The following is a 22,802-nucleotide window of genomic DNA, read 5'->3' as shown; positions in this document are numbered from 1 at the left end:
AGGTGGTGAATACTTTGTTACTTTATCGTCACGTTTTTTGAATTGGTATTACCAATTGACTCCGCGCTATTTGCAGAGACGATTCACTCAATACGGCTTACAGCGCGACTCATAAAATATGGCCTACAACAAAATCCGTCAGCCCAAATTATCAGATGTCATTGAGCAACAGCTTGAGTACCTGATTTTGGAAGGGACGCTACGCCCGGGGGAGAAATTACCGCCAGAGCGTGAGTTGGCGAAGCAATTTGATGTTTCCCGACCTTCGTTGCGAGAAGCAATCCAGCGTCTGGAAGCTAAAGGTCTGCTGCTGCGCCGTCAGGGTGGTGGTACTTTCGTGCAAACCAATCTGTGGCAAAGCTTTAGCGATCCGTTGGCTGAACTGCTGGCCGACCATCCCGAATCACAATTCGATCTATTAGAAACCCGTCATGCCCTCGAAGGTGTTGCTGCCTATTACGCAGCCCTGCGCGGTACTGATGAAGACCTGCAACGTATCCGTGAGTGCCATACTGTTATTCAGCAAGCCCAAGACAGCGGTGATTTAGATGCTGAGGCCGATGCTGTTATGCAGTATCAAGTGGCTGTCACAGAGGCGGCACATAATGTGGTTTTACTGCATTTGTTGCGCTGCATGGGGCCGATGCTCGAACAAAATGTTAAACAAAACTTCGAATTGCTTTACTCGCGCCGCGAAATGCTGGCAACGGTGAGCAGTCACCGCGCCGGGATTTTTGAGGCGATTGTGGCACGCGAGCCAGAGAAAGCCCGCGAAGCTTCACACCGTCACTTGGCGTTTATTGAGGAAATTCTGTTGGATCTTAGTCGGGAGCACAGTCGCCGTGAGCGATCTTTGCGTCGGCTCCAACAGCGCAAGGACTAGAAACGATTCATTTAGGTTGCGCCTCTGCAAAACCTCAATAATTCGTTTTGGATTCTCATTTGAGAATCATTAGCGGCAACTAAACTGATGGGCCTATCTTCCGGTGTTTTCACCAGGGCACGTGCTTTAGCCTGGGGTTAAAGCACAGGAAGATAGGCTCCAAATAAACCATTAGAAACAGATAAGGAATACCACCATGTCAGAACGTTTAAATAATGACGTGGATCCGATCGAAACTCGCGACTGGTTACAGGCGATTGAATCGGTTATCCGTGAAGAGGGTGTTGAGCGTGCTCAGTATCTGATTGATCAGGTTTTGGGCGAAGCCCGTAAAGGTGGTGTGAGTGTTGCAGCAGGTTCAGCCAGCCGTGATTACATCAACACGATCCCAGTAGAAGACGAACCGGCTTACCCTGGCAACCTGGAGTTGGAGCGTAGTATTCGCTCTGCTATCCGTTGGAATGCCGTGATGACGGTGTTGCGCGCGTCGAAGAAAGATCTGGATTTGGGCGGCCACATGGCATCCTTCCAATCTTCCGCGACCTTCTACGAGGTTTGCTTCAACCACTTCTTCCGCGCTCGTACCCAAAAAGATGGCGGCGATCTGGTTTACTTCCAAGGTCACATCTCTCCGGGCGTCTATGCTCGTGCTTTCCTTGAAGGCCGCTTGACTGAAGATCAGATGAACAACTTCCGTCAGGAAGTTCACGGTAAAGGTCTCTCTTCTTACCCGCACCCGAAACTGATGCCTGAATTCTGGCAGTTCCCGACAGTATCAATGGGTCTTGGCCCGATCAGTGCCATCTATCAAGCTAAGTTCCTGAAATATCTCTCTCACCGTGGTCTGAAAGACACTTCAGCACAGACCGTGTACGCCTTCTTGGGCGACGGCGAGATGGATGAGCCAGAATCCAAAGGTGCGATCACCATCGCCACCCGTGAAAAACTGGATAACCTGGTCTTCGTTATCAACTGTAACTTGCAGCGCCTTGATGGCCCAGTTACCGGTAACGGCAAAATCATTAATGAGCTGGAAGGCATCTTCAGCGGTGCTGGCTGGCAAGTTCTGAAAGTGATTTGGGGTGGTCGTTGGGATGAGCTGCTGCGTAAAGATACCAGCGGTAAACTGATCCAACTGATGAACGAAACCCTGGATGGTGACTACCAGACCTTCAAATCCAAAGACGGCGCTTATGTGCGCGAACACTTCTTTGGCCGTTTCCCAGAAACTGCTGCATTAGTGAAAGACATGAGCGACGACGAGATCTGGTCTCTGAACCGTGGCGGTCATGATCCTAAGAAAGTCTTTGCGGCACTGAAAAAAGCACAAGATACCACTGGCAAACCAACGGTTATCCTGGCCCACACCATTAAAGGTTACGGCATGGGCGAAACCGCTGAAGGCAAAAATATTGCCCATCAGGTGAAGAAAATGAACATGGAAGGGGTTCACCACTTCCGCGATCGTTTCAATGTGCCAGTGGCTGATGCTGATATCGAAAAACTGCCCTACATCACTTTCGATAAAGAGTCAGAAGAGTACAAATATCTGCACGAACGTCGTCAGGCGCTGGAAGGCTATGTGCCAACCCGTATGCCTAAGTTCACCGAGAAGCTGGAAATCCCTGCATTGTCAGATTTCAGCTCCTTGCTGGAAGAGCAGAATAAAGAGATCTCTACCACTATCGCCTTCGTGCGCGTGCTGAACGTGATGCTGAAGAACAAGTCGATCAAAGATCGCATCGTTCCAATCATCGCCGATGAAGCCCGTACCTTCGGTATGGAAGGTCTGTTCCGTCAGATTGGTATTTACAGCCCGAATGGTCAGCAGTACACCCCGCAAGACCGTGAACAGGTTGCTTACTACAAAGAGGACGAAAAAGGCCAGATCCTGCAAGAGGGGATCAACGAACTGGGTGCGGCCTCTTCATGGCTGGCGGCTGCGACTTCATACAGCACCAACGATCTGCCAATGATCCCGTTCTACATCTACTACTCCATGTTCGGTTTCCAACGTATTGGCGATCTGTGCTGGGCGGCAGGTGACCAACAGGCGCGTGGCTTCCTGGTCGGCGGTACTTCAGGTCGTACCACTCTGAACGGCGAAGGTCTGCAACACGAAGATGGTCACAGCCATATTCAGTCGCTGACTATCCCGAACTGCATCTCTTACGATCCCGCTTATGCTTACGAAGTGGCAGTCATCATGCATGACGGTCTGGAGCGTATGTACGGTGAAGCGCAGGAAAACGTTTATTACTACCTGACCACGCTGAACGAAAACTACCACATGCCAGCCATGCCGCAGGGCGCAGAAGAGGGTATCCGTAAAGGTATCTACAAACTGGAAACTGTTGCAGGTAGCAAAGGCAAAGTGCAGCTGATGAGTTCTGGTGCCATTTTGCGCCACGTTCGTGAAGCCGCGCAGATTCTGGCTAACGACTACGGCGTAGGTTCTGACGTTTACAGCGTAACTTCATTCACTGAACTGGCCCGTGACGGTCAGGATTGTGAGCGTTGGAACATGCTGCACCCATCAGAAACTCCACGTGTTCCTTACGTGGCTCAGGTGATGAACGATGCTCCAGCCGTTGCTTCTACCGATTACATGAAGCTGTTCGCTGAACAAATTCGTAACTTTATTCCTGCCAGCGAGTTCCGTGTTCTGGGTACCGATGGTTTCGGCCGCTCTGACAGCCGTGAGAATCTGCGTCACCACTTTGAAGTTGATGCTTCTTACGTTGTGGTTGCCGCGCTGGGTGAATTGGCTAAACGTGGTGACATCGACACCAGCGTAGTTGCACAAGCAATTACTAAGTTTGGTATCGACGCCGATAAAGTTAACCCGCGTCTGGCATAAGAGGTAAAGAATAATGTCTATCGAAATCAATGTACCGGACATCGGTGCGGATGAAGTTGAAGTCACCGAAATCATGGTGAAAGTTGGCGATACCGTTGAAGCGGAACAATCGCTGATCACTGTTGAAGGTGACAAAGCTTCTATGGAAGTCCCATCACCGCAGGCGGGTGTGGTTAAAGAGATCAAAATTGCGGTTGGCGACACTGTTGCTACCGGCAAACTGATGATGATCTTCGAAGCAACAGGGGCCGCTGCGGCTCCTGCTAAAGCAGAAGAACCTGCGGCGGCACCTGCTCCGGCAGCAGCGCCTGCGGCATCAGCGGCTAAGAACGTTGAAGTGCCCGATATCGGTGACGACGAAGTTGAAGTGACTGAAGTGATGGTGAAAGTCGGCGATAAAGTTGAAGCTGAACAATCCCTGATCACCGTTGAAGGCGATAAAGCTTCGATGGAAGTGCCTGCACCTTTCGCCGGTATCGTGAAAGAGATCAAAATCAGCACCGGCGACAAAGTGAAAACCGGCTCTCCTATCATGGTATTCGAAGTGGAAGGCGCAGCACCTGCGGCAACTGCGGCTCCAGCACCGCAAGCAGCGGCATCGGTTGCAGCACCAGCGGCGGCTCCAGCAGCAGCTCCAACTGCTCCCGCCGCGAGCAAAGGCGAATTTACCGAGAATGATGCTTACGTGCATGCCACTCCGGTTATCCGTCGCCTGGCCCGTGAGTTCGGCGTCAACCTGGCGAAAGTCAAAGGCAGTGGTCGTAAAGGCCGTATCCTGCGCGAAGACGTTCAGGCTTACGTGAAAGATGCGGTGAAACGCGCTGAATCTGCTCCGGCAGTCTCCGGCGGCGGCTTGCCTGGTATGTTGCCTTGGCCGAAAGTCGATTTCAGCAAGTTTGGTGAAATCGAAGAGGTCGAATTGGGCCGTATCCAGAAAATCTCTGGTGCGAACCTGAGCCGTAACTGGGTCATGATCCCACATGTGACACAGTTCGATGAAGCGGATATCACTGAAGTTGAAGCCTTCCGTAAGCAACAGAACATCGAAGCTGAGAAGAAAAGACAAGATCTGAAAATCACCCCGCTGGTGTTCCTGATGAAGGCGGCTGCTAAGGCATTGGAAGAGTTCCCGCGCTTTAACAGCTCCATTTCCGAAGATGGTCAAAAGCTGACCCTGAAGAAATACATCAATATTGGCGTGGCGGTTGATACCCCTAACGGCTTGGTTGTTCCGGTATTCCGTGACGTGAACAAAAAAGGTATTGTCGAGTTGTCTCGCGAGCTAACTGTTATTTCGAAGAAAGCGCGTGATGGCAAACTGACAGCATCTGATATGCAAGGCGGCTGTTTCACTATCTCCAGCCTGGGCGGTATCGGCGGTACGGCGTTTACGCCAATCGTTAATGCGCCAGAAGTGGCTATCTTGGGTGTGTCAAAATCATCCATGAAACCGGTTTGGAATGGTAAAGAGTTTGCTCCGCGTCTGATGTTGCCTCTGTCTCTCTCCTTCGACCACCGTGTGATCGATGGCGCAGCAGGTGCTCGCTTCGCAGCCTATATCGCGACCATTATGGCCGATATTCGCCGTCTGGTGATGTAATCGGTAAGGCCGGCTTTGCGCCGGCCTTGTTTTTACATAAGTCGATAAGGTTGTTGAGACACTCGTCACGTGATGCAGCTTTTCAGATTATTAACAATTCTGTAAACTGCCGCGTGTCAGTATCCCGGTGGATGAACGGCGTCAGACCCGCCGGACAAACAATTAAGAGGTCATGATGAGTACTGAAATTAAAACTCAGGTCGTGGTACTTGGGGCAGGTCCAGCAGGGTACTCTGCTGCTTTTCGTTGCGCGGATTTAGGTTTAGAAACCATTCTGGTTGAGCGCTACTCCACGCTCGGTGGTGTTTGCCTGAATGTGGGTTGTATCCCTTCCAAGGCGTTGTTGCACGTCGCTAAAGTGATCGAAGAGGCCAAAGCACTGGCTGAGCACGGTATCGTTTTTGGCGAGCCTAAAACTGACATTGATAAAGTACGTGTTTGGAAAGAGAAAGTTATCAATCAGTTAACCGGTGGTTTGGCAGGTATGGCTAAAGGCCGTAAAGTCAAAGTGGTTAACGGTTTTGGTAAATTTACGGGTGCAAACACCTTAGTGGTTGAAGGCGAAAATGGCCCAACGACTATCACCTTCGATAACGCCATTATCGCTGCGGGTTCTCGTCCAATCCAACTGCCATTCATTCCTCATGAAGACCCACGTGTTTGGGACTCAACCGACGCACTGGCACTGAAAACAGTTCCTGAACGTCTGTTGGTGATGGGCGGCGGTATCATCGGTCTGGAAATGGGCACCGTTTACCACGCGCTCGGCTCTAAAATTGACGTCGTCGAAATGGCCGACCAGGTTATCCCAGCGGCTGATAAAGACGTGGTGAAAGTCTTCACCAAACGTATCAGCAAGCAGTTCAACCTGATGCTGGAAACCAAAGTGACGGCGGTAGAAGCCAAAGAAGATGGTATCTACGTCACGATGGAAGGTAAAAAAGCGCCGGCAGAACCACAACGTTATGATGCGGTGCTGGTGGCTATTGGCCGTGTACCTAATGGTAAGTTGCTGGATGCCGGTCAAGCTGGCGTTGAAGTTGATGAACGTGGCTTTATCCACGTGGATAAGCAACTGCGTAGTAACGTGCCACACATCTTTGCTATCGGTGACATCGTGGGTCAGCCAATGCTGGCACATAAAGGTGTTCACGAGGGCCATGTTGCCGCGGAAGTTATCGCTGGCATGAAACATTACTTCGACCCGAAAGTGATCCCATCTATTGCCTACACTGAACCAGAAGTCGCATGGGTTGGTTTGACTGAGAAAGAAGCAAAAGAGAAAGGCATCAGCTACGAAACCTCCACCTTCCCGTGGGCGGCATCGGGCCGTGCTATCGCTTCTGATTGTGCCGACGGCATGACCAAACTGATCTTCGACAAAGAGACTCACCGTATCATTGGTGGTGCCATTGTCGGGACTAACGGCGGCGAGCTGTTAGGTGAAATTGGTCTGGCAATTGAGATGGGTTGTGATGCGGAAGATATCGCGCTGACCATCCATGCTCACCCAACACTGCATGAGTCTGTTGGTCTGGCGGCGGAAATCTACGAAGGTAGCATTACCGACCTGCCTAACCCGAAAGCGAAAAAGAGATAAGTTCTTTTTGCAAAAGCAGAATTTTCCACTGTAGAAGTTTGCCGATGTGAAAATTTGTTGCGGTAAAAAGTTGAAGCGGCTCCTTGGTAGGGGCCGTTTTTTTGCTTAAAAGTTATCAGTTAGGCGCTTTTATAGGTCAAGATAGTGTCCCGCCCGTAACTGACTGGGGGAGATATTAAATGTGCGACGCAGCGCCGTGGCAAAATTGGCCGGGCTGGTGTATCCCGCAATAGTCGCCGCCTGGTCAATACTGACCCCCTCTTTTTTTAATGCCAGCATGGCGCGTTTTAAGCGGCAATGGCGTAGATACTCAAACACCGTGACCTGATAACTCTCACGAAAGCGCCGCTGCAAGGTGCTGGGGCTCATATTAATCGATTGAGCTAACTGGCTCATTGATAGATGATCAGCCTCACCACTCTCCAGCCAGTCGCGGACTTGCTGAATCCGATTTAACCCGCGTAACACCACTTTATTCTGTTGCTGGGCTTGTTGCTCCAGTGAGCTAAAAGCTTCAATAATCAACCCGATGCATTGGGTTTCACAGCGCATACGCGCCAGCGGTGTGGTGTAAGGGGGAGCACTGGCAATTTGCTGGGCGATGGCTCGAGCCTGCACTGATGGTTGCCATAAATGAATCGCCAGATGCTGCTGCGTAAAGTTGTACAGCGTATCCCATGCGCCATCTTGCGGCAGTAAATCGCCATACAGCCACTCGCGGTCAAAGGTCAGTGTTAGCGTGCGCTCATGGCTATTATTTTTGCCGTGGCGGGTAAAGAGGGTGCTTTCGGTGAGTGAAACCAGTGATGCATCGCCTTTTTCCTGCAAATGCAGTTGCTTACCACCAAAAGAGATATGGGCGCTGCCATTGACCACAATCGCCAATTTTAGTGCCGGATTGAGCTGGTTTTGTGTCTTGATATCGTAGAGATTGGTGACGTTCGCGGTATGTAAAATCAGATGTGGATTGAGGCGCAATACCTGAAAATCACCAAATAGCACCGGGTCAGTGGGCAGTGACTTCGTACCGCTCAACTGGTAGTCGCTGGCGACCAAATTGGATTGCTGCACAATTTGGTCACGATAAATTGGTTTAGATGAGGGAGAGACATTGCGTAACTTGTTTTTCTTCACCGCCGACATGATGGCTCTCCACTGACATTGAGGTTATGACTCGATTGACCTGATGGCAACATTGACTCTACAACAAACAGCTTTGCCGTTTAAGCAAACCTTTTCTTTGGTGGCAAATGTAACAATTAGCAGTATGAATTGATAATGAAAATAATTATCAATCTTGTTCGTTTTTGTTGCCCTATGAATAGATTGGTAGAGATTTTCCTCTGCTGACATTTGCTGTGGGCTTTTGCATCGGGGAAAGTTTAATGAACGTAAAATGGCAACGGCGCTCTCTGACGACCTTAGCGAGTCTGATCAGCATCTGTCTCTCAACACCGCTCTGGGCGGCCAGTCAAGCCGCCTCTGACACCACGACGACCCAACCACAGGAAACCACTGCCGCTGAAAATAGGGCTACCACTGGCGATACACTGGTGGTTACCGCGCAGCAGCAAGTTCGCCAGGCTCTGGGTGCCTCAACTATCACCGCAGAAGATATCCGCAAGCGCCCTCCGGCGAATGATCTGTCCGAAATTATCCGCACCATGCCCGGTGTGAATCTCTCCGGTAACTCTGCCAGCGGTCAACGCGGGAACAACCGCCAGATTGATATTCGTGGCATGGGGCCGGAAAACACCCTGATTATGGTTGATGGTCGGCCGGTTTCAAGCCGAAATGCGGTACGTTATGGCTGGCGTGGCGAACGTGATACCCGTGGTGATACCAACTGGGTTCCTGCAAATATGGTCGAGAAAATCGAAGTGTTACGTGGGCCGTCAGCAGCACGCTACGGCAACGGTGCTGCCGGTGGCGTGGTGAATATCATCACTAAACAGCCAGATAAAGAGCTACATGGTAGCTGGAACGCCTACATGAATGTGCCGCAGCACAGTGAAGAGGGGGCGACTCGTCGTACCGACTTCAGCCTGATGGGGCCATTAAGTGACACCCTCAGCTTCCGTTTATACGGCGGCTACAATAAAACCGATGCGGATGACTGGAATATCAACCAGGGCCATGAATCGGCGCGAACAGGCAATCAGGTTGGCACCTTACCGGCGGGCCGTGAAGGGGTGCGCAATAAAGATATCAATGGGTTATTGCGCTGGGACTTCGCCAAAGGCCAATCACTGGAGTTCGAGGCGGGTTATAGCCGCCAGGGGAACATCTACGCCGGTGATACCCAAAATACCAACAGTAACGCCATTGTTCGCAGTTTATACGGCGCTGAAACTAACCGCATGTACCGCGAGAATTTCGCGGTAACCCATCGTGGTTTTTGGGATAATGGCGTTAGCTCAACCTCTTATGTTCAGTATGAGGAGACACGTAACTCACGAATTAATGAGGGGCTGGCTGGCGGAACGGAAGGTATATTCTCCAATAATAATTTCAAAACCATTAAACTTGAGAACTATCTTGCTCACTCTGAAGTTAACCTGCCATTCGAATTGGGTGTCAATCAGGTGCTGACGGTGGGGGCGGAGTGGAATGATCAGAAAATGAATGATCCTAGCTCCAATACCCAAACCACCACTGAGGGCGGCAGTGTCAGCGGCCTGACCGGAACCGGGCGCAATACCCGCAGTTCTGCGCAGATAGCCTCGCTGTTTGTGGAAGATAATATCGAGTTGACTGATACCACGATGCTCACCCCAGCGCTGCGTTTTGATCATCACAGCACCGCAGGTAGTAACTGGAGCCCAGGGCTGAACCTGTCCCAGGAACTGGGTGATTACTTCACCATGAAAATGGGGATTGCCCGCTCCTATAAAGCACCAAACCTGTATCAAACTAACCCTAACTACTTGTTATATAGCCGTGGTCAGGGCTGCTATGGTGGTGGCGGTAGCTGCTATCTGATGGGGAATGATTCACTCTCAGCGGAAACCAGCGTCAACAAAGAGATTGGATTTGAGTTCCATAACAATGACGGCATTATTGCCGGTGTCACTTACTTCCGTAATGACTATCGCAATAAAATTGAACCGGGTCTGGTCTCTTTGGGCACCGCCAGTGGCGGGACTGGTACTTATGCTAACTCCGATATTTTCCAGTGGGAAAATGTGCCTAAGGCGTTGGTTGAAGGGTTGGAAGGTAACCTGACCGTGCCAGTGAGCGAAACGGTGCAATGGAGCAGCAATCTGACCTATATGCTCGAATCGAAGAACAAAACCACTGGCGATTACTTATCGATCACCCCGGAGTTTACCCTGAATAGCTCACTGAGCTGGCAGGCAACAGAGGATCTATCGCTGCTCTCAACTGTGACCTGGTATGGCCGCCAAAAACCGAAGAAATATGATTATCAGGGGCTGCCCGTCACCGGAACAGCACTTAATGAAGTCAGCCCATACGCCATCTTTGGTTTGAGTGGTAGCTACACTGTGACCAAAAATGTCAGCGTGACCACCGGTATTGAAAACCTGTTCGATAAACGCCAGTTCCGTGCGGGTAATGCCCAGAGTGTCGCGGGTATCGCCGGGGCAGGGGCCGCAACCTACAATGAACCGGGGCGGACATTCTTTGTTAGCTTGAATACCCAGTTCTAATACCCCATACCGCTTCAATAACAGAAACAGAGGTTATTGACAAAGTGCCGGTTGCGGAGAGAACAGCTAGATCGTAAAGACGCCGTCTGTCCGTCCCTGGAGGCTTGATCCGCGCCATCCCTGGCGCGGACGCTTTACTCTTCTACCCGTCCTCTCCGTTCCAGATCGCGTCATCGGGGTTTGTCAGCAGTCTGAGAAACAGTCGTTATCGGCTGTTTCTGCCTCATTTTGCACCACAATATTTTCCATTCGTCACTCCTCGCCCTAAAAGTCATACCAAAAGCACGAGATGCTCAGAGAGAGATGGTATCCATTCATTGATTGTGGGATAAATGCGAGGGCGGTTTTTGCGGATATTGCTCTACCGCAAGGGGCTAACTGAGAGCGGTTATCAATAGCTCAGGTGAATGCTCTGCGCACAACGATTCAGCAAAAATTTAATGTTGCTTTTATGTGAACGAATTAACACTGAGTTCAAATACTGATATGCTGGCTGAGCGAAACTAGGCGTCTTACCTTATACCTACTGCCTCAGTGATGATGGCTGGTGGCAACAGATAGCCTGGCAAAATAAATGACAATAAGAGCGAGGAGAGAGTCGTGCTAGAAGAATACCGTAAGCACGTAGCCGAGCGTGCTGCTGAGGGTATCGTCCCCAAGCCATTAGATGCATCACAAATGGCCGCGCTGGTTGAATCATTAAAAAATCCGCCTGCGGGCGAAGAAGAGTTCCTGCTAGACCTGCTGATTAACCGCGTACCACCCGGTGTTGATGAAGCAGCCTACGTTAAAGCGGGCTTTCTGGCTGCCATCGCCAAAGGCGATGCCCACTCCCCCCTGATTAATGCTGAAAAAGCGATTGAACTGCTTGGCACCATGCAAGGCGGTTATAATATTCACCCACTGATTGATGCGTTAGATAATGAAAAGCTGGCTCCCATTGCCGGTAAAGCGCTATCTCACACCTTGCTGATGTTTGATAACTTCTACGACGTGGAAGAGAAAGCCAAAGCTGGCAATCCGCACGCCAAGAAAGTGATGCAATCCTGGGCTGATGCCGAATGGTATCTCTCTCGCCCTGCACTGGCAGAGAAAATCACTGTTACCGTGTTTAAAGTGACCGGTGAGACCAACACTGATGACTTATCTCCGGCCCCTGATGCCTGGTCACGCCCGGATATTCCGCTACATGCGCTGGCGATGCTGAAAAATGCCCGCGAAGGCATTCATCCAGATAAACCGGGTAGCGTTGGCCCGATCAAGCAGATCGAAGAGCTGAACAAAATAGGCTTCCCACTGGCTTACGTCGGTGATGTGGTCGGTACTGGTTCTTCCCGTAAATCCGCCACTAACTCCGTGCTGTGGTTTATGGGTGACGACATCCCTTACGTGCCGAATAAGCGCGGCGGTGGTGTGGTACTGGGCAGCAAAATTGCCCCTATCTTCTTTAATACCATGGAAGATGCCGGCGCACTGCCAATCGAAGTGGATGTTGCCAATCTGAACATGGGCGACGTGATTGATATCTTCCCATATCTGGGCGAAGTTCGTCGCCATGATACCGGTGAGATCTTAGCCACTTTTGAGCTGAAAACTGATGTGCTGCTGGATGAAGTCCGTGCCGGTGGGCGTATTCCGCTGATCGTTGGTCGTGGCTTGACCACCAAAGCCCGCGAATCACTGGGTCTGCCCGTGAGCGAAGTGTTCCGTGTGGCGAAGCCGGTTGCCAAAAGCAACAAAGGCTTCTCATTGGCGCAGAAAATGGTCGGTCGCGCTTGCGGCGTGACTGGCGTGCGCCCGGGTGAATACTGCGAACCTAAAATGACCTCGGTCGGTTCACAAGATACCACCGGCCCGATGACCCGTGACGAGCTGAAAGACTTGGCGTGTCTGGGCTTCTCGGCTGATTTGGTGATGCAGTCATTCTGTCATACGGCGGCTTATCCTAAGCCGGTTGACGTGACCACCCACCACACACTGCCTGACTTCATTATGAACCGTGGCGGTGTCTCGCTGCGCCCGGGTGATGGCATTATCCACTCATGGCTGAACCGTATGCTGTTGCCGGATACTGTTGGTACTGGCGGTGACTCCCATACTCGTTTCCCGATTGGTATCTCCTTCCCTGCGGGTTCTGGTCTGGTGGCATTTGCGGCCGCAACAGGCGTGATGCCTCTAGACATGCCTGAGTCGGTGCTGGTGCGCTTTAAAGGCCAAATGCAACCGGGTATCACTTTGCGTGATCTGGTCCATGCTATCCCTTACTACGCCATTCAGGAAGGGCTGCTGACGGTTGAGAAGCAGGGCAAGAAGAATATCTTCTCTGGCCGAATTCTGGAGATCGAAGGTCTGCCAGAGCTGAAAGTAGAGCAAGCATTCGAACTGGCTGACGCCTCTGCGGAACGCTCTGCGGCGGGTTGTACTATCAAGCTGGATAAAGCGCCGATTACAGAATATCTGCAATCCAACGTGGTGCTGCTGAAGTGGATGATTGCTGAAGGCTACGGCGACCGCCGCACGCTGGAGCGCCGCATCAATGGCATGGAGAGTTGGTTGGCGAACCCGAATCTGCTGGAAGGTGATGCCGATGCAGAGTACGCCGCAGTGATCGAGATCGATCTGGCTGATATCACCCAACCGATTCTGTGTGCGCCAAACGATCCCGATGATGCCCGCCTGTTATCTGATGTGGCCAACAGCAAAATCGATGAAGTCTTTATCGGCTCTTGCATGACCAACATTGGTCACTTCCGTGCTGCGGGCAAGTTGCTGGGGCAACATAAAGGTCAACTGCCAACCCGCTTATGGGTTGCACCGCCGACTAAAATGGATGCCGCGCAACTGACGGAAGAGGGCTACTACAGCATCTTTGGTAACAGTGGGGCGCGCATTGAGATCCCCGGCTGTTCACTGTGCATGGGCAACCAGGCGCGGGTAGCTGACGGCGCGACTGTGGTTTCTACCTCAACTCGTAACTTCCCGAACCGCTTGGGAACCGGGGCGAATGTTTACCTGGCCTCGGCTGAACTGGCCGCGATAGCCTCGCTGCTTGGGCGTCTGCCGACACCGGATGAATATCAAACGTATATGGCTCAGGTTGATAAGACCGCTGAGGATACCTATCGCTATCTGAACTTTGATCAGTTGAGCCAATACACGGAAAAAGCTGACGGCGTGATCTTCCAAACCGCGGTGTAAGCCGCTATATTTCGCACCAGCTAAACAAACGGGGGGCCATTGGCCTCCCGTTTCTATTTTAAAAACCACGTTCGATTGAAATTCTGCCGCTATTTACCGGCTTTGCGAACTTGCGCCAAGTGAGGCTGCTAATAAGGTTTAAACTAATAATATGCCCTTCTTACTTGAGGCCATGGCGGTGCTGGCGTCTCAATAATTTTGGGGGTATTAACATCAGGAGGGCGTGCTATGGACTATGAATTCTTGCGTGATTTAACCGGGCAAGTGCTGGTTAGATTCTCCATGGGGCATGAAGTGATTGGCCACTGGCTCAATGAAGAGATCAAAGGCGATTTGGCAAAACTGGATCAAATCGAAGCTGCTGCCATTGAAGTGAAAGGCAGTGAACGCCAGTGGCAACTGACTGGTCATGAATACACCTTGTGGCTGGATGGCGAAGAGGTGATGGTGCGGGCCAATCAGCTGGATCTCGACGGCGATGAGATGGAGGAGGGGATGAATTACTACGATGAGGAGAGTCTTTGCCTGTGCGGCTTAGAGGATTTTCTCCTGGTCTTGAAGGGTTATCGCGACTTCATCATGTCGAAATAGCCGTGCGGCTGGCAGACCAGCATAGCAGCGAACCGACTACCACCATGGCAACCCCCGGCCAGAATGCGGCCGACGGCAGGGTATTGAGCCACAAGCTGGCAATCAGTATCGATAATAGTGGTGTGAAGTAAGAGAGGGCAGCGACCAGTGTGGCGTTGCCTCTCTTCATGGCGATATCCCAGCACACATAGGCCAGCGCAGTGTTTGCCCCCATCAGCAGCAGCTCAAAAGTGGCACGCTGAGTAAAATGCAACTTGCCGGGTGTCAGCATAAAGAACATCAACCACAAACAGAGCGCGCAGGCGAGTAAAAACAGCGGCAGCGCCCCCGGCCCTCGGCTATACAGCCGCACCAAATTGGAGTAAGCCGCCCAGGTAAATGCGGCGATCAGCGCCAGACTATAGGCCAGTGGGTTACTACTGACATTGGCGCTAACGGTTTTAATATCCAGCCCATCTCCACCACTGACCACCCAGATAACGCCGAATAGCGCCAGGGCGGCCCCCAGCCAGAGCCACCAACGCGCGCGAAGTTTGAGTAGCGGCACCGCCAACAGTAGCGTCAAACTGGGCCACAAATAGTTGATCAGGCCAATCTCCAGTGTCTGCTGACGATCATTGGCCATGCCAATCGCCAGCGCGAACGCCACCATATAGATCACAAACAGCGCACCACAGCCATACAGATACGCGGGATGTTGCCCGCGCAAAGTCGGCTTACCCGCCACCAACCACACCAAAACCCCACTGACAGTGTAAATGGCGGCACCGGCGCCAAATGGCCCCAGTGTTTCAGCTAGCCCGCGCGTCAAAGCGACACTCATGCTCCAAAGTAAAATCGCAATAATGCCATACAGGGTAGGGAGGCGGTTCATGGGCGGGGCAGCTTCCTTGTGCAACGTCAGACGAAAAATAGGATCTTCTTATACATCGTCAATCAGGATGATGGGAATAGCCAGAGATCAATTATTAGCAAGTTATCCCTTTTGCTCTGCTCACTCTAGCGAGTGACCAATATTTTTTGGTGGGATGCTAATGATAATTAGTCGAAATAATAAGCAGTTGAAACAGAAAATCAGCCAAACCACCATAAGATTTTCCCCCTAAATTGCGTAGGTTAATAAGTGAGATGTTCTCTGGCTAACTTGTCGTTTAACTGTCAGATAGCAAGTTTGCTGCTAACCCTGTACCACACCAGGAAGGTAATTTTATGGAAGAATTTGCTTGTCGATCTAGACGTATAGCCAGCTGGCTACTGATTTATCTTACCGCACTAGAGCCGCTTCACCCGGCCATTGCTGCTCAGCAACAAGAGATCCCACCAGTGGTGAATATCCATGCGCCCAATGCGAATGGGATCTCCCATAACCTCTATGACGACTTTAGTATTAACGCCTCTGGTGGGGTATTGAATAACGCCACCGAGGCGGGGCAATCAGTGCTAGCCGGGGAGTTAGCCGCTAATCCCAAATTTAATGGCAACAGTGCGAAATTAATTATCAATGAGGTCGTCAGCAGCAAGCCCTCAAATCTGGCCGGCAAGCTGGAGATCTTTGGTCAAAAAGCTGATCTGCTCATTGCCAATCCTAATGGTTTGACCTGTGATGGCTGCAGTTTTATTAATGCCCGCCACATTATATTAAGCGGTGGTAGCACCTCACTGGATAAGCTATTGGCTGATGTTTACAACAGGGCACAGATAGTTAATATTAATGCGCCTAATGCAAATGGGATCTCCCATAACCGCTATCGCGACTTCAGTATTAACGCCTATGGTGGGGTATTGAATAACGCCACCGAGGCAGGTCAATCAGTGTTGGCAGGTAAGTTGGCGGCCAATCACAAATTTAATGGCAACAGTGCGAAATTAATTATCAATGAGGTCGTCAGCAACGATCCATCAACTCTGGCCGGCAAGCTGGAGATCTTTGGTCAGAAAGCTGATCTGCTCATTGCCAATCCCAATGGTTTGACCTGTGATGGCTGCAGTTTTATTAATGCCAGCGGCGTTACTTTAACCACCGGGACTCCTATTTTTAACTCGCAGGGTGAACTGGAACGGCTGAATGTTGCGGGCGGCGCTATTACCGTGGGTGAGAAAGGATTCAATGGTCAATCCTATGATTATACCCAATTTATTAGCCGTACCCTAACCCTTGAAGGTGAAGCCCACGCCAGTCACCTTGATATAATTTTGGGTGTTAATCAGGTTGACTACCAAAATGGTCATATTCAGTCCGCGCAACCAGGCGAAGCGGCACCGGTACTGGCGCTGGATACCAAAGAGCTTGGCGGCATGTACGCCAACCGTATCCGGTTGGTTGCGACGGAAAAAGGGGCTGATCTCAATGCTAAAAATATCACCAGCCATCAGGGGAATATTTCACTTGATGCAGCCGGTAATATTACTTTCGGCAATGTCACGGCCAAAAAAGATCTCAATGTTATCGGCCAAAATACCACTGTCACAGTGGGCAGTACATTACACAGTGGGCGCGATATTACCTTAGCGAATGCTGAACTTAATAATTTTGGTCAGGTGAAAGCCGATCGTGATATGCGGTTGTTCAGTGATCAGGTGCGTAATACCGGATCATCGGCGAAACTGTATGCTAATAACCAGATGTGGATACAAAAAGATGCTGAAGGGAATAAAAATGCACTAGTTGAAAATAAGTCCGGCAGCATCAAAACCGGTACTGGTGATTTAATTATTCGCACGGATAAACTGGAGAATACTCGCCAGATCTTTAATGCAGATTGGGAGGGATTAACGCCCGATTCGACCAGTGCTAACGTTTATGACAATGAGGATTATCGTTATCACCCAGTCATAAAAACAGTCAACTTGTCTGAAGATCAACTCCCCTATGACTTCCCGAGAAAATGGTTTGGCACGACAGACTTTAGAGTTATTCATAAATTAGCACAATGGAGCTTATATAAAGTTAATACCGAGAAAAGCCTGTATCAAGTCACTGCCGAGGCACCCGCTGCCACCCTCTATTCAGGAGGGAACCTGTATATTAATGCCAGCCAGTTAGCCAATAAAGTAAGCAATATCGGTGCAGACAAAGATATCTTCCTTACTGGAGATAACTTCTTAAATAGCAGCCACAGCAGTTGGATAAAGGATGAGTTTATTGATTATGAGGTGCAAGGAGGCATGCATAATCGAGATAGGGCCATGGAGCATGAATGGTATACCGTATGGACTGAAGCTGAGAAATATCCTGCAGCTATCACTGCTCAGGGGAATGTCGTGCTGGATTTTAATAACCAGATCCATTTAGATGCGGGTTGGCCGAAAAACGAAGAAGACTCTGATATCAGCTTTTGGTTAAAACAACAGACACAACCTATCTTGCACGGTAATAATATCCTGCTACATGGTAATCGCATCATCAGTAATGACCTGATACATGCACGGGGTGATCTCACCTTTATTGCTGAGGATACGATTGATTTAAATAGCAGCACGCTGCGAGGTAGAGATATCTCTCTTACCGCACTTAATGATATTAATGTGATAAACAGTGAGGTTGCCGGGCGAGATATTTTGGTATCTAGTCGACAAGGTCATATTGAGTTCAAGCCGATAGATGATATCCCGCACTATTTTCAACCTGATTACCAGCGGGTCATTAGCCAGATTAATGCCCGCGGTGATTTTACCGCGATTGCCGGTAAAAATATTAATCTAACGGATACCTTACTGCATCCCGCCCGTAATATTAGCCTGTTGGCCAATCAGGATGTCAATATAGTTCACACTGATAGCCTGATAACATTAGCTCTTTTAAGTAAGATTTTTACCCGAGCAGAAAATATAGAGCTGTTTAATAAATTATTCTCTTTGCCCGGCCAGTTAAAAAGTCACGGAAATATGACTTTTAATGCCGGCAATAACCTGTCGCTGCGAGGCGTCACTCTGGATGCGGGGCAAGATGTTAATCTTCATGCTGCCCGCGACATTAATCTGTCACCACGCAATATCCCGTGGATGGCTACATTACTATCAGAGAAACACAAGACAATAGATAGTATATTCTACCCACATGATGATATTTCCTTGGCTTTCTCCGTTTCACATATACCTGAACTGAATGCTCAGATTAATGCCAACGGCAATATCTTAATCAATGCTGGCCGCGATATTTTGGCTCAAGCCAGCACTATCACGGCGGATAAGAATATCACCTTGCTGGCAGGTCAGAATATCCAACTGCCCGCCTTACCTTATCCGGCGGTGACGCCACGTCAGGATCGCCAGATGGTCACCCGCGTACAGGCGGGGGAAAACCTTAGCGCAGCAGCCAATAGCCAGCTCCTTGGCTACGGCGCAGAACTCTTTTCTGGCGGTGACATGACCCTCACGTCGGGCGGCAATATGCGCTTTGAGTCACTGCTCAACGAAGAGCATCATGGCGGCGGCGATAATTTCAGCTATCGAAAGCTCCAGCAACCGACGCAACTGAACAGCGGCGGTGTGCTGACACTGATTTCAAACGGCAGTATTCTGTTTCAGGCCACCCAACTGGCCGCTAAAAGCCTGATGGATATCGCCGCTGAAGGGGGCTACTTATTTGCTCAGGCAATGGAAGAGACCAGCCATGCCGAAGAGCGCTGGACCACCCGCAGATGGTATGGGCGGAAAAAGTCGCACCATAATGTCAGCCACTCCAGCATCAATAAAGTCACAGAATTCACTGCTGGCGGTGATATCAGTCTGTTAAGCCGCGATGACAGCACCTATCAGGCCAGTAAAATCGCGGCGGGGCAGAATGCCAAACTCACCAGCACCCACGGCAAAGTGATTTTCGAGGCGGTTAAAGATAGCGCGTTTGAACAAAAAACCACGCTGGCAAAGGGTTTTTACATCAAGCAGACCGATAGCGGCTATCAGCAGGGCAAGTGGGTGTTGCCGACGATTCATACCGGCGGTGAATTAACGGTCAATGCCGCGCAGGGTATCAGTGCCGATGTGAAGGCAAAAAATAGCCAATCTATTCAGGCGGCGATTAACGCACTGGCAGTGATCCCCGGTAATGAATGGTTAAAAGACCTGCATCTGCGGGATGATGTGCAGTGGCAAAAAGTGATGGATGCCTATCACAGTTGGGATCACCAAAGCGAGCGCCTGAACCCGGTGGTGGCTGCAGTAATAGGCATTGGCGTGGCTGTCGCCACTGCTGGGTCGGGGCTGGTCGCCACCGCCAATAGTGCGGTGGGCGGCGGTGTCGCGGGCGGCGCAGTGACTGGGGGGATCTCCGCACTGGCATCGCAGGCGGCGGTCTCTCTGGTGGATAATCAAGGGGATATCTCGAAAACCTTCAAAGATCTGGGCAGCAAATCCTCAGTAAAATCATTGGTCACCTCAATGGCAATTGGGGGCGCATTGAGTGGATTTGATGTGCTGATGGGCTGGGAGGCTGCCGCCGAGGGGGCGAGTGCTGCCAAATTACCGCGCTTGAGTGACGGCGACTGGAGCAAAGTTGCCCAGCGAGTCGCAGGTCAATCTCTGCTCAGTTCCAGCCTCAATACCGGCATCAACGGGGGTAGTTTTAAAGATAATCTGACCCTCGCGCTCCTCGCCAATCTCGGCGGGCAGTTACATGCCGAAGGGGCCAATTTGATTGGTAATAACGGCGCAGTTTTGGGCGCACCCGGCAAAGCGATCAGCCATGCCATTATGGCCGGGATCGCCGCTGAAATCGGCGGCGGCAGTGCCAAAGGTGCCGCGGCAGGCGCACTGGCAGCTGAGCTGGCCGGAGTGGTGATGGGTGATAATATCATCGGCCCACAGGAGTGGCAGGAGCGGCAAGCGCAACTCAGCCGTATCGCGGGCGCTGTTGCCGGGGCGTTAGTCACCGGAAGAGCAGAGGGAGCCTACAGTGGTGCGAATGCTGCCGAATTGGTCGAGCGGTTTAACCGCCAATTACATCTGGCGGAAGTCAAGGCTGTTAACGAGCTGGCGCAAGGTAACCATGTTAAACAAGAGCGCTTTCTGGCTGCATCCTGTAGACAAGTCAATTGTACTGCACAAGAGTCATTAAATTCTGCTGAGCGAGCACGGGCTGAGACGTTAATGGCGAGGTATCCTGATACGGCAGAAGAAGAGGGTATTTTAACCCGCTATTGGATACAAAAAGAAAAACAACGTTTTGGCCATTACCCTGCTTTTACTGGTGTTGAACAGATACAATTATTTACCTACACTGAGACAGATAAGCTTTCTGATAGTCAGCTTTTCGCCAAAAATCAGTGGGTTGAAAATGCCAGTAATATCACAGGCTGGTCTAAAGGGACAATAGAAGCCCTTGGGTTGTCGATATCTTTGGCGGGAACAGTTAGGGGACAAAAGAGGGGGATAACAAAAGTTGCCCCAAATACTTATGGTATTACTCAGTCGCGTATTAATCTTATGAAGGGAGACAAGCGCGCTGGTTGGGAGCATGTTGTTGAACGTCATTTTTCAGGTAAAACAAATGCCAGCCAATTTAGTATAAGCCAACAAGAACTAAGGACTATCTTGCAAGATAAAAATAGTGTTCAAACACCAATTATCCGTACGATTTCAAGCAATGATAGTCCTAGATATGAAAGAGTTATTGATGTAGGTAAGCCAATTGGTTTTGATAAATTTAGTGGGGGGGCATCAACCTCAATTATGACTGTCTTAACTGATAAGCATGGTAATTTAATCACAGCTACGCCAGGGAGAATTCAATGAGACTTATCGGGTCAAGAACCGAGTTTTTTCGGAGAGAGGAGTTACAGCAATCCGAAATATTTATAAAGAAAAATAAGATTATAGTTAACTTCCTTAATAAAAAATTTTCTCCAGTTAAATCTGCATATCTATTAGCGTATACGCCAGAGCAGGGGGAAGATATTTACCGTATCCTTGTTAATGGATGTATTGTTATAGAGTTTGAAATATCAAAATTTGATTCAAAGATAAGTGATATTGAAGAAATTCCAGTTTCATATTACTCAAAATTGATAAAAAGTAAGTCAGCTAAGTTAGACCTACTCATTGCATTAGATTTAGCTAATAATTAGCAGACCGATAGCGGCTATCAGCAGGGCAAGTGGGTGTTGCCGACGATTCATACCGGCGGTGAATTAACGGTCAATGCCGCGCAGGGTATCAGTGCCGATGTGAAGGCAAAAAATAGCCAATCTATTCAGGCGGCGATTAACGCACTGGCAGTGATCCCCGGTAATGAATGGTTAAAAGACCTGCATCTGCGGGATGATGTGCAGTGGCAAAAAGTGATGGATGCCTATCACAGTTGGGATCACCAAAGCGAGCGCCTGAACCCGGTGGTGGCTGCAGTAATAGGCATTGGCGTGGCTGTCGCCACTGCTGGGTCGGGGCTGGTCGCCACCGCCAATAGTGCGGTGGGCGGCGGTGTCGCGGGCGGCGCAGTGACTGGGGGGATCTCCGCACTGGCATCGCAGGCGGCGGTCTCTCTGGTGGATAATCAAGGGGATATCTCGAAAACCTTCAAAGATCTGGGCAGCAAATCCTCAGTAAAATCATTGGTCACCTCAATGGCAATTGGGGGCGCATTGAGTGGATTTGATGTGCTGATGGGCTGGGAGGCTGCCGCCGAGGGGGCGAGTGCTGCCAAATTACCGCGCTTGAGTGACGGCGACTGGAGCAAAGTTGCCCAGCGAGTCGCAGGTCAATCTCTGCTCAGTTCCAGCCTCAATACCGGCATCAACGGGGGTAGTTTTAAAGATAATCTGACCCTCGCGCTCCTCGCCAATCTCGGCGGGCAGTTACATGCCGAAGGGGCCAATTTGATTGGTAATAACGGCGCAGTTTTGGGCGCACCCGGCAAAGCGATCAGCCATGCCATTATGGCCGGGATCGCCGCTGAAATCGGTGGTGGTAATGCGAAAGGTGCCGCGGCAGGCGCACTGGCCGCGGAGCTGGCCGGAGTGGTGATGGGCGAGAATATCATCGGCCCGCAGCAGTGGCAGGCTAAATCCGAGCGTCAGGCCCAGTTAACCCGCTTCTTCGGTGGCGTGGTTGGGGCGGTCTTTACCGGCAAAGCAGAAGGCGCGTACAGTGGTGCCAATGCCGCCGAAACCACCTTCCGCTACAACTACCTTAGCCACCATCAACAAAAACTGATGGAAGCCGAAATGGCGGCTGCGGCAACACTGGCAGATAAGGGGAGAGTCTTTATTGACTGGGGGTTGACCAGCGCGACCCAGGATGGCGCTTTTGCCGCCGGGATTGTCGCCAGTGTTCCAGAAGGGCTATACGACAGCAGTGTTGAATTACTCGGGGTGCTAAAAGAGCCACGGCAAGCTATAGCAGCACTGAGAGCGCTGATTAGCAGCGATGATGTTATTGGCACGGTGGCGCAGAGTGTCAAGCAA

General features: G+C 50.6%; 11 protein-coding genes and 1 pseudogene. 10 read left to right on the top strand and 2 right to left on the bottom strand.

Annotation, left to right across the window (positions count from 1 at the left end; translation table 11 throughout):
- Nucleotides 1-118 precede the first annotated feature (118 nt).
- From pdhR to lpdA, 4 genes are all read left to right on the top strand, one after another.
- Complete coding sequence (gene pdhR / locus FFE93_RS17545) at nt 119-883, top strand: pyruvate dehydrogenase complex transcriptional repressor PdhR (RefSeq protein ID WP_005275180.1); 765 nt, start codon at nt 119-121, stop codon at nt 881-883.
- A gap of 196 nt (nt 884-1,079) precedes the next feature.
- Nucleotides 1,080-3,743, top strand: coding sequence for a pyruvate dehydrogenase (acetyl-transferring), homodimeric type (aceE, locus tag FFE93_RS17535; RefSeq protein WP_032898073.1), 2,664 nt, complete (start codon nt 1,080-1,082; stop codon nt 3,741-3,743).
- A 13-nt stretch (nt 3,744-3,756) separates the two neighbouring features.
- Nucleotides 3,757-5,343, top strand: coding sequence for a pyruvate dehydrogenase complex dihydrolipoyllysine-residue acetyltransferase (aceF, locus tag FFE93_RS17530; protein WP_138775677.1), 1,587 nt, complete (start codon nt 3,757-3,759; stop codon nt 5,341-5,343).
- A 175-nt stretch (nt 5,344-5,518) separates the two neighbouring features.
- Nucleotides 5,519-6,943 (top strand): dihydrolipoyl dehydrogenase, encoded by a 1,425-nt coding sequence (gene lpdA / locus FFE93_RS17525; protein ID WP_161598531.1) that lies wholly within the window; start codon nt 5,519-5,521, stop codon nt 6,941-6,943.
- 129 nt (nt 6,944-7,072) lie between these two features.
- Here lpdA and FFE93_RS17520 read toward each other — a convergent pair whose 3' ends face one another.
- Complete coding sequence (locus FFE93_RS17520) at nt 7,073-8,086, bottom strand: helix-turn-helix domain-containing protein (RefSeq protein WP_054872213.1); 1,014 nt, start codon at nt 8,084-8,086, stop codon at nt 7,073-7,075.
- Between the two features lie 242 nt (nt 8,087-8,328).
- Here FFE93_RS17520 and FFE93_RS17515 point away from each other — a divergent pair, with 242 nt between their 5' ends.
- The 3 genes from FFE93_RS17515 to yacL all read left to right on the top strand — a co-directional run bounded on the left by FFE93_RS17515 (nt 8,329) and on the right by yacL (nt 14,403).
- Nucleotides 8,329-10,614: a TonB-dependent siderophore receptor gene (locus tag FFE93_RS17515; RefSeq protein ID WP_005275155.1), complete on the top strand. Its 2,286-nt coding sequence runs from the start codon at nt 8,329-8,331 to the stop codon at nt 10,612-10,614.
- 600 nt (nt 10,615-11,214) lie between these two features.
- On the top strand, nt 11,215-13,812 hold the full coding sequence (acnB, locus tag FFE93_RS17510) for a bifunctional aconitate hydratase 2/2-methylisocitrate dehydratase (RefSeq protein ID WP_049599737.1): 2,598 nt from the start codon (nt 11,215-11,217) through the stop codon (nt 13,810-13,812).
- Nucleotides 13,813-14,040: 228 nt separating this feature from the next.
- Complete coding sequence (gene yacL / locus FFE93_RS17505; protein ID WP_032898332.1) at nt 14,041-14,403, top strand: protein YacL; 363 nt, start codon at nt 14,041-14,043, stop codon at nt 14,401-14,403.
- Here the strand turns inward: yacL and yddG are convergent.
- The gene (gene yddG, locus FFE93_RS17500) at nt 14,390-15,277 is read right to left on the bottom strand and encodes an aromatic amino acid DMT transporter YddG (RefSeq protein WP_005276557.1); all 888 of its coding nucleotides are present in this window, start codon (nt 15,275-15,277) and stop codon (nt 14,390-14,392) included. The genes yacL and yddG overlap by 14 nt on opposite strands.
- A 335-nt stretch (nt 15,278-15,612) precedes the next feature.
- Between yddG and FFE93_RS17495 the strand changes: the two genes are divergently transcribed.
- The 3 genes and pseudogenes from FFE93_RS17495 to FFE93_RS17485 form a co-directional block, all read left to right on the top strand.
- Nucleotides 15,613-21,135 (top strand): DUF637 domain-containing protein, encoded by a 5,523-nt coding sequence (locus tag FFE93_RS17495; RefSeq protein WP_261369024.1) that lies wholly within the window; start codon nt 15,613-15,615, stop codon nt 21,133-21,135.
- Complete coding sequence (locus FFE93_RS17490) at nt 21,132-21,467, top strand: hypothetical protein (RefSeq protein WP_138775675.1); 336 nt, start codon at nt 21,132-21,134, stop codon at nt 21,465-21,467. Before FFE93_RS17495 ends, FFE93_RS17490 begins: the two co-directional genes overlap by 4 nt.
- A pseudogene (locus FFE93_RS17485) lies at nt 21,468-22,550 on the top strand (DUF637 domain-containing protein); the annotation flags it as partial.
- Nucleotides 22,551-22,802 lie beyond the last annotated feature (252 nt).

The sequence above is a fragment of the Yersinia sp. KBS0713 genome, from assembly GCF_005937895.2.
Taxonomy (GTDB): domain Bacteria; phylum Pseudomonadota; class Gammaproteobacteria; order Enterobacterales; family Enterobacteriaceae; genus Yersinia; species Yersinia bercovieri.
This window is presented reverse-complemented; position numbering and strand designations above follow the sequence as displayed.

Excerpts from the sequence above, each read along its gene's own strand:
- aceE (WP_032898073.1), top strand. The coding sequence starts at position 1,080 with ATGTCAGAACGTTTAAATAATGACGTGGATCCGATCGAAACTCGCGAC.
- FFE93_RS17520 (WP_054872213.1), bottom strand. The coding sequence starts at position 8,086 with ATGTCGGCGGTGAAGAAAAACAAGTTACGCAATGTCTCTCCCTCATCT.
- aceF (WP_138775677.1), top strand. The coding sequence starts at position 3,757 with ATGTCTATCGAAATCAATGTACCGGACATCGGTGCGGATGAAGTTGAA.
- FFE93_RS17515 (WP_005275155.1), top strand. The coding sequence starts at position 8,329 with ATGAACGTAAAATGGCAACGGCGCTCTCTGACGACCTTAGCGAGTCTG.
- lpdA (WP_161598531.1), top strand. The coding sequence starts at position 5,519 with ATGAGTACTGAAATTAAAACTCAGGTCGTGGTACTTGGGGCAGGTCCA.
- FFE93_RS17495 (WP_261369024.1), top strand. The coding sequence starts at position 15,613 with ATGGAAGAATTTGCTTGTCGATCTAGACGTATAGCCAGCTGGCTACTG.
- yacL (WP_032898332.1), top strand. The coding sequence starts at position 14,041 with ATGGACTATGAATTCTTGCGTGATTTAACCGGGCAAGTGCTGGTTAGA.
- yddG (WP_005276557.1), bottom strand. The coding sequence starts at position 15,277 with ATGAACCGCCTCCCTACCCTGTATGGCATTATTGCGATTTTACTTTGG.
- FFE93_RS17490 (WP_138775675.1), top strand. The coding sequence starts at position 21,132 with ATGAGACTTATCGGGTCAAGAACCGAGTTTTTTCGGAGAGAGGAGTTA.
- pdhR (WP_005275180.1), top strand. The coding sequence starts at position 119 with ATGGCCTACAACAAAATCCGTCAGCCCAAATTATCAGATGTCATTGAG.